General features: G+C 75.8%; 11 protein-coding genes and 1 pseudogene. 5 read left to right on the forward strand and 7 right to left on the reverse strand.

All coding sequences use genetic code 11. The features are described from left to right. From AC2CHG_RS26145 to AC2CHG_RS26165, 5 genes are all read right to left on the reverse strand, one after another. On the reverse strand, positions 1 to 381 hold a 381-nt coding region (locus AC2CHG_RS26145), incomplete at its 3' end, for a DUF6597 domain-containing transcriptional factor (RefSeq protein ID WP_484525788.1). A 109-nt stretch (positions 382 to 490) separates the two neighbouring features. Continuing rightward, the gene (locus AC2CHG_RS26150) at positions 491 to 1,714 is read right to left on the reverse strand and encodes a dolichyl-phosphate beta-glucosyltransferase (protein WP_366620737.1); all 1,224 of its coding nucleotides are present in this window, start codon (positions 1,712 to 1,714) and stop codon (positions 491 to 493) included. Positions 1,715 to 1,717: 3 nt separating this feature from the next. After that, positions 1,718 to 4,042 carry an ArnT family glycosyltransferase gene (locus AC2CHG_RS26155; protein ID WP_484525789.1) on the reverse strand — a complete coding sequence of 775 codons (2,325 nt, stop codon included), beginning with the start codon at positions 4,040 to 4,042 and terminating at the stop codon, positions 1,718 to 1,720. A 45-nt stretch (positions 4,043 to 4,087) separates the two neighbouring features. Then, on the reverse strand, positions 4,088 to 5,620 hold the full coding sequence (locus AC2CHG_RS26160; RefSeq protein ID WP_484525790.1) for a sensor histidine kinase: 1,533 nt from the start codon (positions 5,618 to 5,620) through the stop codon (positions 4,088 to 4,090). Beyond that, complete coding sequence (locus AC2CHG_RS26165; RefSeq protein ID WP_402805650.1) at positions 5,598 to 6,344, reverse strand: response regulator transcription factor; 747 nt, start codon at positions 6,342 to 6,344, stop codon at positions 5,598 to 5,600. Before AC2CHG_RS26165 ends, AC2CHG_RS26160 begins: the two co-directional genes overlap by 23 nt. Before the next feature lie 136 nt (positions 6,345 to 6,480). Here AC2CHG_RS26165 and AC2CHG_RS26170 point away from each other — a divergent pair, with 136 nt between their 5' ends. Then, complete coding sequence (locus AC2CHG_RS26170) at positions 6,481 to 7,374, forward strand: SDR family oxidoreductase (RefSeq protein WP_262015522.1); 894 nt, start codon at positions 6,481 to 6,483, stop codon at positions 7,372 to 7,374. Then, on the forward strand, positions 7,371 to 8,168 hold the full coding sequence (locus AC2CHG_RS26175; RefSeq protein ID WP_194801677.1) for an alpha/beta fold hydrolase: 798 nt from the start codon (positions 7,371 to 7,373) through the stop codon (positions 8,166 to 8,168). Before AC2CHG_RS26170 ends, AC2CHG_RS26175 begins: the two co-directional genes overlap by 4 nt. A 27-nt stretch (positions 8,169 to 8,195) precedes the next feature. Here AC2CHG_RS26175 and AC2CHG_RS26180 read toward each other — a convergent pair whose 3' ends face one another. Further along, positions 8,196 to 8,411, reverse strand: coding sequence for a hypothetical protein (locus AC2CHG_RS26180; RefSeq protein WP_262015521.1), 216 nt, complete (start codon positions 8,409 to 8,411; stop codon positions 8,196 to 8,198). 140 nt (positions 8,412 to 8,551) lie between these two features. Here AC2CHG_RS26180 and AC2CHG_RS26185 point away from each other — a divergent pair, with 140 nt between their 5' ends. Together AC2CHG_RS26185 and AC2CHG_RS26190 are read left to right on the forward strand one after the other, a co-directional pair. Continuing rightward, complete coding sequence (locus AC2CHG_RS26185) at positions 8,552 to 9,499, forward strand: serine/threonine-protein kinase (protein WP_262015520.1); 948 nt, start codon at positions 8,552 to 8,554, stop codon at positions 9,497 to 9,499. A gap of 80 nt (positions 9,500 to 9,579) precedes the next feature. Beyond that, positions 9,580 to 10,008 carry an OsmC family protein gene (locus AC2CHG_RS26190; RefSeq protein WP_013285994.1) on the forward strand — a complete coding sequence of 143 codons (429 nt, stop codon included), beginning with the start codon at positions 9,580 to 9,582 and terminating at the stop codon, positions 10,006 to 10,008. A gap of 4 nt (positions 10,009 to 10,012) precedes the next feature. Here AC2CHG_RS26190 and AC2CHG_RS26195 read toward each other — a convergent pair whose 3' ends face one another. Beyond that, positions 10,013 to 10,951, reverse strand: coding sequence for an endonuclease/exonuclease/phosphatase family protein (locus AC2CHG_RS26195; protein ID WP_262015519.1), 939 nt, complete (start codon positions 10,949 to 10,951; stop codon positions 10,013 to 10,015). Positions 10,952 to 11,401: 450 nt separating this feature from the next. On the opposite strand from AC2CHG_RS26195, the pseudogene AC2CHG_RS26200 reads away from it, so the two are divergent. Continuing rightward, positions 11,402 to 11,652 (forward strand): annotated as a pseudogene (locus AC2CHG_RS26200) (hypothetical protein); the annotation flags it as partial.

The following is an 11,652-nucleotide window of genomic DNA, read 5'->3' on the forward strand; positions in this document are numbered from 1 at the left end:
GTCGCGGGCGACCCGGGTGAGCACCCCGGCCGCCTCGTCGCCCGGCGCGGCCAGCGCCGCCTCGACCCGCTCGGTCACCTCGGCGGCGGCGCTGCCCCACAGGTCGGCCAGCGGTACGCGGCAGTCCCGCAGTTCCTCGGCCGGCACCCCGAACACGGCCGGGCCGGTTCCCGGTGGCAGGCGCAGCCCGATCCACCGGTCCCCCGGCGCCGACCGCGACAGGTGCGCGGTCCGGTCCGGACCCGCCACCAGCAGCCCGGACCGGCTGGACCAGAGCAGGTCGAGGCACCCGTCCGGCAGCACCCGCGTCTCGCCCTCACCGGAGACGCTGCGCCACAGAACCGCGCCCGCGATTCCCGGCGCTCCCCACTCCCGGTACACACCCCAACCCTGCCACCCTCCCCGTCGATCATGAAGTTGACGGTGCCGTGGCCCGGCGTGTCGCGCCGCCAACCTCATGATCGACGGGGAGGGGTCGGGGCGGTGGGGGTCAGGGGCGGTGGTGCATGGCCAGGCGGAGCAGGAGGAAGCGCAGGGCCGTGGCGGCCAGGTTGGCCGTCACCAGGACGGTCAGCTCCAGGGCGCGGTTCGGGGTGGTGGTGGCGTGCAGCGCGGCGAGGGAGCCGCTGGTCAGGGCCAGGCCGAGCGCGAACGCGAGCAGCCCCTGGAGGTGGTGCCGGCCGGCGTGCCGGCGCCCGGCGACGCCGAACGTGAGCCGCCGGTTGGCCGCCGTGTTCGCGACCGCGGTGAGCAGCAGCGCCAGCAGGTTCGCCGGTTGCGCCCCGAGCGGGCCGCGGGCCAGCAGGAACAACAGCAGGTACGCGAGCGTGCTCGCCACGCCCACCGCGGCGAACCGGGCGAGCTGGCGCGGCAGCCCGATCGGCACCTGCGCCGGCGGTGCCGGCAACGGCCCCCGGCCGAGCTGGGCGCGCAACTGTGCCAGCGGCAGCGCCCCGGTCACCAGCGCCCGGCCCAGCCGCCCGATGCCGCGCAGGTCGGCCAGCGCGGTGGCGACGATGTCGACCCGGCTGTCCGGGTCGTCCACCCAGTCCACCGGCACCTCGTGGATGCGCAGCCCGGCCCGCTGCGCCAGGACCAGCAGCTCGGTGTCGAAGAACCAGCCGGTGTCGCGCACCAGCGGCAGCAGCTCGGCGGCCACGTCGGCGCGGATCGCCTTGAACCCGCACTGGGCGTCGGAGAAACGCGCCGCGAGCGCACCGCGCAGCAGCAGGTTGTAGCCGCGCGAGATGACCTCCCGCTTGGCGCCCCGGACCACCCGGCTGGTGCGGGCCAGCCGGGTGCCGATGGCCAGGTCCGAGTGCCCGGAGATGAGCGGCGCGACAAGCGGCAGCAGCGCGGCCAGGTCGGTGGACAGGTCCACGTCCATGTACGCGAGCACCGGTGCCGGTGAGGCCGACCACGCGGCCCGCAGCGCCCGGCCGCGGCCCTTCTCGTCCAGGCGCAGCACCCCCACCTCGGGCAGCTCGTCGGCGAGCGCCCGGGCCACCGCCGGGGTGCCGTCCACGCTGGCGTTGTCGGCCACCGTGATCCGGAACGGGTACGGGAAGTGCGCGGTCAGGTGCGCGTGCAGCCGCCGGACGCAGGGGCCGAGGTCGGCCTCCTCGTTGTAGACCGGGACCACCACGTCGAGCACCGCGCTGCCGGCGGCGGGCCGGGCCTGCACGGCGGCCCGGGGCGCGTACGTGTCAGTCATCGCTCAGCCCTGCTTTCCGCTGCTCAGGTCGTACACGGTCACGCCGTCGACGGTGGTCGCGGTGAAGTTCTCCGCGACCCACGCGGCGATCTCGGCCGAGGCGTTGCTGCCGCCGTCGGCCCGGAACCCGCCGCCACCGAGGAAGTAGTGGATCCGCCCGTCGGCGACGTACCGCTGGAACTGGGCGAGCGTCGGCGACGGGTCACTGCCGTTGAACCCGCCGATCGGCATGACCGGCCGGCCGGTCGCCAGCTGGTAGCCGGAGGCGTTGTTCGAGCCGACAGTCGCGGCGACCCAGGTGTAGTCGTCGGCGTCGGCGGTGAGCAGCGCGGTCATCTCGGCGCTCGGCTCGCGGGCGTCGAGCAGCCCGCCCATGCCACCGCCGCGCTGCCCCCGCCCTTCCTGCCCGGTCCCGCCGTACTGCCAGGGGAAGCCGCCCTGCCCCGGGAAGCCGCCCTGACCCGGGATGCCACCCGGCGCGGTGCCGCCGTCCGGACCGGTGCCGTTGGAGCCGGTGCTGTTCGGGCCACCCGGGAAGCCCGGGAACTGCCCGTTCCCGCCGCCCGGACCACCGGGCAACTGCCCGTTCGCGCCGCCCGGCATCCGCCCGCCCGGTCCGCCGGGGCCACCGAAGCCACCCGCGCCGGCCGGCCCGGCGCTCGGGATCGAGCCGCTGTGCGGGGTGGCAGCGGTCTGCATCGCGTACGCGGCCGGCCCGGCCAGCGCCACCGCGATCCCGGCGACCGACACCACCGGCACCACCCACCGCACCACCCGCCCGGCAACCCCGGCCCTCTCCCCCGCCGTCTCCCCCGCCTCGGGGTTGATCAAGGAGTTCGTGTCACCCTGAACGCCACTTCCGGACACAAACTCCTTGATCACCGGGGAGGGCCGGGCGGTTCGGTGGGGGCGGGTGAGGAACGCCGAGACGGCCAGGAGGGCTGCGGTGGTCAGGCCGACGGCCAGGACTGTGGGGCGCAGCCAGGGGTGCCAGTCGGGGGTGCGGCCGAGCAGGTGCCAGGACCACCAGGCGGTGACCGCCAGCGCGCCGGCCAGGACCAGCGTGGCGGCGGTCCGGCGCCACCTGACCGGTGCCGAGCGGGCCCGCCACAGCAGCGTGACGCCGATGCCGACCAGCGCGCCGACCGCCGGGGCCAGGGCGACCGTGTAGTACGCGTGGAAGATCCCGGACATGAAGCTGAAGATCAGTCCGGTGACCAGCAGCCAGCCGCCCCAGAGCAGCAGACCGGCCCGGGTGCGGTCGGTACGCGGCGCCCGCCCGGCCAGCCACAGCCCCGCCACCAGCAGGATCAGCGCGGCCGGCAGCAGCCAGGAGATCTGCCCGCCGACCTCGGTGTCGAACATCCGTAGCAGCCCGGTCTGGCCGGAGAACGGTCCGCCGCCTCCTCCACCGGGGCGGCCGCCACCGCCGCCACCGACGCTGCCCACCTCGTCGCCGGTGATGCGGCCCAGGCCGTTGTAGCCGAGCGTCAGCTCCAGGATGCTGTTGTTCTGCGAGCCGCCGATGTAGGGGCGGGCGCTCGCCGGCACCAGCTCGACGATCGCCACCCACCAGCCGGCGGAGACGACCACGGCGAGCCCGGCGAGCAGCAGCCGGCGGATCCGCCGTCCGAGACCGGTCGGCGCGGCCAGCAGGTAGACCCCGGCGAAGACCGGGATCACCAGGAACGCCTGGAGCATCTTGGTGAGGAAGCCCAAGCCGACGAGCACGCCGGTCAGCGCGATCCACCGGGTGCTCGCCGTCTCGACCGCGCGCACCGTGGCGTACGCGGCGGCGACGAGCAGGAACACCAGCAGCGCGTCCGGGTTGTTGAACCGGAACATCAGCGTCGCCACCGGGGTGAGCGCGAGGACCGCGCCGGCGAGCAGTCCGGCGGCCGGGCCGTACCAGCGGCGGACTGTCGCGTACAGCACGCCGACCGAGGCGACGCCGAGCAGCGCCTGCGGCACGAGGATCGACCAGCCGCTCAGGCCGAAGATGCGCACCGAGAGCGCCATCAGCCACAGCGAGGCGGGGGTCTTGTCCACTGTGATGGAGTTGGCCGCGTCCGAGGAGCCGTAGAAGAACGCCGTCCAGCTCTGCGACCCGGCCTGCACGGCGGCCGAGTAGAACGCGTTGGCCCAGCCGGAGGCGCCCAGACCCCACAGGTAGAGCAGCGCGGTCACGACCAGCAGGCCGAGCAGGGCCGGCCGGGCCCAGCGCGGGTCGCGGCCGGTGCGGGTCTCCAGGGGTACGGGCGCGGGGGCCGGCTCGGTGCCGGGTGGCGCGGCCGTGGGCACGGTCGGCAGGCTGTCGGTTCGGTTCATGCCGGCAAGACTCGGCGGGCCCGCTGACCCGCTCCCGTGAACGGCCTATGCGTCGGCTGTGGATCCCGGCAGCCAGACCGCGAACGCGGTGTGGCCGGGCCGGCTGACCACGTCGACCCGGCCGTGGTGCGCCTCCACCACGGCGGCGACGATGGCCAGTCCCAGGCCGGTGCTGCCCTGCGCGCGGGAGCGGGAGGTGTCGCCGCGCGCGAACCGCTCGAAGACCTCCGGCTGCAACTGCTCCGGGATGCCCGGTCCGTCGTCGGTGACGCGGAGTTCGACGCCGTCGGGCGCTGGTGCGAGCCGGACCGTGACTGTGGTGCCGGCCGGGGTGTGCACCCGCGCGTTCGCGAGCAGGTTCGCCAGCACCTGGTGCAGCCGGTGGGCGTCGCCGGTGACGGTGAGCGGCTCGTCGGGCAGGTCGAGTTGCCAGCGGTGGTCGGGCCCGGCGACGTGCGCGTCGCTGACCGCGTTCACGGCCATGGCGGTCAGGTCGACCGGTTCGGCGGCCAGCGGACGGCCGGAGTCCAGCCGGGCCAGCAGCAGCAGGTCGTCGACGAGGCTGGTCATCCGGGTGCTCTCCGACTCGACGCGGCGCAGCGCGTGCGCCACGTCGGGCGGCACCTCCTGGCGGCCGCGGCGGGCCACCTCGGCGTACCCGCGGATGGCGGCCAGGGGGGTGCGCAGCTCGTGGCTGGCGTCGGCGACGAACTGGCGTACCCGGGTCTCGCTGGCCTGCCGGGCGGCGAGCGCGGCGGCGACGTGGCCGAGCATCCGGTTGAGCGCGCCGCCGACCTGCCCGACCTCGGTGCGGGGGTCGGTGTCGGCGGCCGGTACCCGCACGGACAGGGCGACCTCGCCACGGTCGAGCGGCAGTTCGGTGACCCGGGCGGCGGTGGCGGCGACGCGGTTGAGCGGGCGCAGCGTGACCCGGACGATGAGCAGACCGAGGGCGCCGGCGATGACCAGGCCGGCGCCGATCACCCCGGCCTGCGCGACGATCATCCACATGACTGTGTCGTCCACCTGGGCCAGCGGGATCGCGAGGACCAGCACGTCGCCGTCGCCGCGCGGCGAGGGCAGCGCGACCGCGCGGTAGTCCCCCCGGTCCCCGACGACGACGGTGCGCGGGCGGTCGCCGACGGGTACGCGGGCCAGCGCGGTCAGGTCGGCGGCGGGCACCTCCTCGCTGCCGCCGCTCTCGGACCGGACCCGGCCGACGGGTTCGGCGGCGGCGGGCACCCGGACCGCGACGGAGCCCGGCGGGAAGCCGCCCGGGGGGTCCGGCGCGACCTCGTCGGAGTCCGGCGGGGTGGGCCGCTGGTCCGGGCGCGGCGGGTCGATGCCGCGCCGGGCCCAGCGTTCGAAGTCGGCGGGCCGCCGGTCGCCGAAGGTGAGCTGGTTGTCGATCTGGTCGATCAGGAAGTGCCGCAGCGCCACTGTGGTCAGGCCGCCGATGCCGAGGCTGACCAGCGCGAGCAGCGCCACCACGGAGAGCACGAGCCGGCGGCGCAGCGACCAGCCGGCCAGGCGGCGGCGCAGCCGGCCACGGCTGTCACTCGGCGGGCTTGAGGACATAACCCGCCCCGCGCAATGTGTGGATCATGGGCGCGCGGCCCGCGTCGATCTTCTTGCGCAGGTACGAGATGTACAGCTCGACCACGTTGGCCTGGCCGCCGAAGTCGTAGTTCCACACCCGGTCGAGGATCTGCGCCTTGCTGAGCACCCGGCGCGGGTTGCGCATGAGGTAGCGCAGCAGCTCGAACTCGGTGGCGGTGAGCGTGATCAGGTCGTCGCCGCGGCGTACCTCGTGACTGTCCTCGTCGAGGGTGAGGTCGCCGACGGTGAGCACCGCCTCCTGGCGGGCGGCGACCGCGAAGCCGGAGCGGCGCAGCAGCGCGCGCAGCCGGGCGATCACCTCCTCCAGGCTGAACGGCTTGGTGACGTAGTCGTCGCCGCCGACGGTGAGCCCGGCGACGCGTTCCTCCACGGCGTCGCGGGCGGTGAGGAACAGCACCGGCACGCTCGGGGACTCCTCGCGCAGGCGGCGCAGCACCTGGAATCCGTCCAGGTCGGGCAGCATCACGTCGAGCACCACGGCGTCCGGGCGGAACTGGCGGGCGGTGGTGACCGCCGCCATGCCGCTGCCGGCGGTGGCGACCTGCCAGCCCTCGTACCGCAGGGCCATCGAGAGCAGGTCGGTGAGCGTCGGCTCGTCGTCGACGACGAGCACCCGCACCGGTTCGCCGTCCGGTCGGCGCAGCTCGATGCGGCCCTGCGCGGACTGCGCGTTCATGACCATGCCCCCATCGTGGGCGGACCCGCTGTCGCCGGGCTGTCCCGATCCTGTGTACCAGCTGTGCGCGCCGTACGGTGCCGTTCCGGGCAGGCCCGGCGAGGTCTTCCGCACCCGGGCTACCCGGTGGTAACTTCCCGGCATGTCCATCGACGGTCGTTTTTCCGGCCGACTGGCCGGCAAGGTGGTGCTGGTGACCGGCGCGGCCCGGGGCATCGGCGAGCACACCGCCCGCCTCGCCGCGGCCCGCGGCGCCCGGTTGTCCCTCGTCGGGCTGGAACCCGACCGGCTCGCCGCGCTCGCCGCCGAGCTGGGGCCGGGGCACGCCTGGTTCGCCGCCGACGTCACCGACCAGGACGCCCTCGCGTCGGCGGTGGACGGTACGCGGACGGCGCTGGGCGGGATCGACGCGGTGGTCGCGAACGCCGGGGTCGCCAACCGCGGCACGATCGCCGTCGGCGACGTCGAGGCGCTGGTGCGTACCGTCGAGGTCAACCTGATCGGGGTGATGCGCACGGCGGCGGCGACCGTGCCGGCGCTCGTGGACCGGGGCGGCTACCTGCTGATCGTCTCCTCGGCCGCGGCGTTCGCCGCGCTGCCCGGCATGGCCGCCTACTGCGCGTCGAAGGCGGGCGTCGAGCAGTTCGGCAACGCGATCCGCCTCGAACTGGCGCACCGGGGCGTGGCGGTCGGCACCGCCCATCCGTCGTGGGTGGACACCGACCTGGTCCGCGAGGCGCGCGCCGACCTGCCGGCCTTCTCCACGGCGCTGGCGAAGCTGCCCTGGCCGCTGCGGCGCACCACGACGGTGGCCGAGTGCGCCGAGGCGTTCGTCCGGGCGATCGAGCGGCGCAGCCGCCGGGTGTACGTGCCACGCGCCGTGGCCGGCGTGCAGGCGATGCGATCGGTGCTGGTCAGCCCGCTGGCCGACCGGCTGGTGGGCCGCACCGCACGGGCCACCGTCCCGCTGATCGAGGAGCAGTCCCGGGCGCTGGGCCGGGGCTTCGGCGCCAGCACGCCGCAGGGGCGGCCGTGACCGCGCCGGTGGACGTCGTGTACGAGCGGCGGGGCGCCGGGCCGACGCTGGTGCTGCTGCACGGCATCGGCCACCACGGCGGTGCCTGGCGGCCGGTGCTGGACCGCCTCGCCGAGGCGCACGACGTGATAGCCGTCGACCTGCCGGGCTTCGGCCGCTCCCCGGTGCCCGCCGCCGGGCTGCCCGCCGACATGCCCGGCCTGGCCGTGGCCATGGTCGAGCTGTTCGCCGCGTTCGGGCTGGAACGCCCGCACGTCGCGGGCAACAGCCTGGGCGGGGCGATCGCGCTGGAGCTGGCCGCGCTCGGCGCGGTCTCGTCGGCCACCGCGCTGTCGCCGGCCGGGTTCTGCACCGCGCGTGAGCTGCGCTGGGCGCTGACCGTGCTGTCCCTGCACCGCAACGCGGCCCGGCTGCCCGAACCGGTGCTGCGCCGCCTGTTCGCCGCGCCCGCGCTGCGGATGCTGGCGATGGGCATGATCCTGGCCCGGCCGAACCGGATGGCCCTCGACGACGCGCTCGCCGACGCCCGCGCGCTGCGCCAGGCGCGGGCGTTCCGCGCCGTCGCCCGCGCCGGACGGGGGTACGCCTACGCGGGCGCGCCGACAGTGCCGGTCACCGTGGCCTGGGGTACGCGGGACCGGATCCTGCCCTACCGGCAGGCGGCGCTGGCGCGTACCCGGCTGCCCGCCGCGCGGCACCTGGACCTGCCCGGCTGCGGGCACGTGCCGATGCACGACGATCCGGAACTGGTCGCCTCGGTCATCCTCGGCACCACCGGCGTCCGGCCGGCCTGACGCGGCGCGCCCGGCCGCTCCGGGGCCTCACTCGGTCGCGCCGAACGGGAACGTGTGCACGTACCGCATCGTCCAGCCGCCGGGCGACGCGTGGTCGTCGCGTTCGTAGAGGTGGTCGGCGGTCCCCTCGGCCGGTTCCTCCGGATGACGCAGCACCCACCGGGGCGGCGGCGCGCCGTCCGGCCCGGCCGGCAGCTCCCGGGTCAGCTCGTCGGCCGGTCCGCCGACGAACCGTACGCGCACCACGGCCACCGCTGCCCCCCCCGTTCCTCGACGCCCCCGCCGCGAAGCTACCCCGCCGCGGCGCCGCCCCTCGGCGGTTTGCACAGCTCCGGGGCCGGGTAGCGGGACCGGAGGGCACCGGACGAGGCGAGGAGTGGGCGATGCGGACGCTGGGCGGGCGGTACGAGCTCGAACAGCGGGCCGGCCTGGGTGGCATGTCGGAGGTGTGGCGCGCGCACGACCGCGTGCTGGACCGGACCGTCGCGGTGAAGCTCATCTCGCCCGCGCTCGACGGCGACGCCGGCTCGGTGGACCGGATCCGGGCCGAGGCGCGCTCGGCGGCGCGGCTGGTGCACCCGAACGTCGCCAGCGTGCACGACTTCGGCACCGCGACGCTGCCGGACGGGCGGCCGGTGCCGTACATCGTGATGGAGCTGGCCGAGGGCGAGACGCTCGCCGCGCACCTGCGCAGCGGGCCGCTGGACTGGCGGATCGCGGTCCGGGTCTGCGCCGAGGTGTGCGCCGCGCTGGCCGCCGCGCACGCGCACGGCATCGTGCACCGGGACGTGAAGCCCGCGAACGTGATCCTCACCCCGTGCGGGGTGAAGGTGCTCGACTTCGGCATCGCCACCCCGGCCGGGGCACCGGACCACACTCCGGACGGCGTGGTGGTGGGCACCCCGGCGTACCTGGCGCCGGAGCAGCTCGACCGGCAGCCGGCCACCCCGGCCGCCGACATGTACGCGCTCGGCGTGCTGCTGTACTACTGCCTCACCGGCGAGTTGCCGTACGAGGCCGGCAGCACCACCCAGCTGCTCGGGTCGCGCCGCCGCCGACCGCCCCGCCCGCTGCCCGAGGTGCCGGGCCTGCCGGGCGAGGTGGCCGAGCTGTGCCGGCGCTGCCTCGACGCCGACCCGTCCGCCAGGCCGACCAGCCCGATGGCCGCGCTGCTGCTGGCCGAGGCGGTGGACGCCCGGATCTACGTGCCGATGACCGCGGCGCTGCCCCGGCAGCGCGAACCGCAGGTGTCGCCGTGGACCAGCCGGGCCGCCGCCGAGGCCACCGAGGCGATGGCCGTCGACGCCGCGACCAGCGGCCGGGTCGGCTGAGCGCTCCTACTACCCGCCCGGGCACGGTTTCGCCGCTGCGGGTCCGGGAACGCGGTCCGGTGAGTGACGGGAGGAACGCGATGCCGGATCCGAGTTCCTGGCTGGCCGAGACGGCCACGGCGACCGCGGCGGGCGGTCACGTACGCACCGACGACGGCGGGCTCTCCTCCGCCCTGGCGTCCCCGCTGGCGCCGCACTGCACCGGCCTGACGCCGGAGCAGCTCCTGGCCGCGGCGTTCGCCTCCTGCCTGCACCACGCGGCGGTGGAGGCGGCCGGGGAGATCACCGACGAGGCGCACACCGTGCAGGTGACCGCCGAGGCGAAACTGGGCCGCGACGACGACGGCCGCTACCGGGCCGACGTGCACGCCGAGATCTCCTCGGCGGGACTGACCCGGGATCAGCTGGCCGACCTGGTCGCGTACGCGGACCGGCTGTGGCCGTTCTCCAGCGGCGACCCGAGCCGGCACCGGCTCACCGTGACCCCGGCGGAGAACGGCCGGCACTGAGCGTTCACCAGCGGAAGCCGGCGGTCACGGCGCGGTGGTCGCTGTCCGGGGTGCGCAGCACTCCGGCGGTGGTCGGCGTGAGTCCCCGGTAGAGGACATGGTCCGGGCGGGTGACGGGTAGCTCCGCCGGCCAGGTGAAGCCGAATCCCTGCCCGGCCTCGGCCTGCGCGTCGCCGAGCAGCCGGGTCAGCGGGTCGAAGACCCGGTCGGTGGTGGCGGTGTTCAGGTCGCCGAGCACCACCAGCCGGTCGGCCGGGTCGGCACGCACGGCGTCGGCCAGCGCGGCGACGGTCTGGTCCCGGGTGGCGGTGTGCCCGGCCCGGGCGGAGCCGAGGTGGACCACGTACACGGTCAGGTCGCCCCGGGGCGCGGCCACGACGGCCCGCAGCGCGCGGTCCCAGCCCAGCCCGGTGTCCACGCCGTGCGCCTCGCGGATCGGCCACCGGCTCCACAGCGCCACTGTCGACACGACCGCCCGGTGCGGGTAGCGCTCGGCCAGCACCGGCGCCACCCGGCCGCCGTCGGCGACCTCCTGAAGGCCGATCAGGTCCGGGGCGTCGCCGGTGAGCGCGCCGACGGTGGCGGCCGGGTCGGGGTTGCTCACGCGCAGGTTCTGGCTGACCACCCGGACCGTGGCGCCGTCCGCGCCGGCGGCCGGGGGCAGCCAGGCGCGTCCGTACAGCCCGGCCCAGATCAGGGCCGGCAGCAGCACCGCCAGCAGCGCGGGCCGGGAGCGGCGCAGCAGCGCCGCCAGCGCGAGCAGCGGTACGGCGATCCCGAGCAGCGGGGTGACGCTGTCCACCAGGCTGCCCAGGCCGTGCACGTTGGGCACCAGCCGGTGCCCGGCGAGCAGCAGCGCGAGCAGCACGGCGCAGACGACGACGAGCGTGCCGCGCCGGCTGCGGGGGCCGCTCGGGCGCTCGTCGACCATCCGCTCCGTCACCGTGGGAATCGTATCGAGCGCCCGGGCCGCCGCGCGGCGGCCTCGCCATGATCCACAAGGCGCACGTGCGGAGCGTCCGATCGCGAGGCGTCGATCCCGGCGGGTCGGTGGACCGCCGCCGCGCGCAAGCCGTCCGACCAGGGCACCCTCCGTCGAACGGAGGAGCCGGGGGTACGCCGCCACCGGCTCGGCCCGACGTCCGTTTCGCACCGTCGAAACCGACATAGGCATTCTTCCGGGTACACGACCTTAGCGGCTTTCATGATCCAGCACCCCTAATGCGGCCCGCGAATCCGGCAGATTGTGGCGCATGCCACCAATCACCCCGATGGCAAAGGCCCGGAAGCTTTCTAGCCTCGGCGGGTGCATCCCGACGACTCCGATCATCAGCCGCTGCCCGCCAACCGCCCGGTTCGCCGAACGATTGACCCGGCATCAGCCGAACGGAGAGTGGGGCGTCACCGCGCCCCGGAACCGCCGCGACGCGGCCCGGCCCGGACCGTACCCGGCCGGATCGCTGTTGCCACCGGCGTCACCTGCTGCCTCGGCCTGATCGGCGTGGCAGGCGTCGGCGAGACCGGCCCGGCACACCTGGAGGTACGCGAGGCCGTCGCCGACCGGGCCGCCGCCGACCAGCGCGCCTCCCGCGACTTCACCCGGATCGCGCCGCCCGCCGCCGCGGCCCTGCCGCCGCCCGCCCC

This window comes from Micromonospora sp. ATLC20 (genome assembly GCF_057196585.1).

Coding starts and splice junctions, on each gene's coding strand:
- AC2CHG_RS26165 (WP_402805650.1), bottom strand. CDS start 6,344: ATGGTCATGAACGCGCAGTCCGCGCAGGGCCGCATCGAGCTGCGCCGA.
- AC2CHG_RS26160 (WP_484525790.1), bottom strand. CDS start 5,620: ATGTCCTCAAGCCCGCCGAGTGACAGCCGTGGCCGGCTGCGCCGCCGC.
- AC2CHG_RS26170 (WP_262015522.1), top strand. CDS start 6,481: ATGTCCATCGACGGTCGTTTTTCCGGCCGACTGGCCGGCAAGGTGGTG.
- AC2CHG_RS26185 (WP_262015520.1), top strand. CDS start 8,552: ATGCGGACGCTGGGCGGGCGGTACGAGCTCGAACAGCGGGCCGGCCTG.
- AC2CHG_RS26190 (WP_013285994.1), top strand. CDS start 9,580: ATGCCGGATCCGAGTTCCTGGCTGGCCGAGACGGCCACGGCGACCGCG.
- AC2CHG_RS26155 (WP_484525789.1), bottom strand. CDS start 4,042: ATGAACCGAACCGACAGCCTGCCGACCGTGCCCACGGCCGCGCCACCC.
- AC2CHG_RS26150 (WP_366620737.1), bottom strand. CDS start 1,714: ATGACTGACACGTACGCGCCCCGGGCCGCCGTGCAGGCCCGGCCCGCC.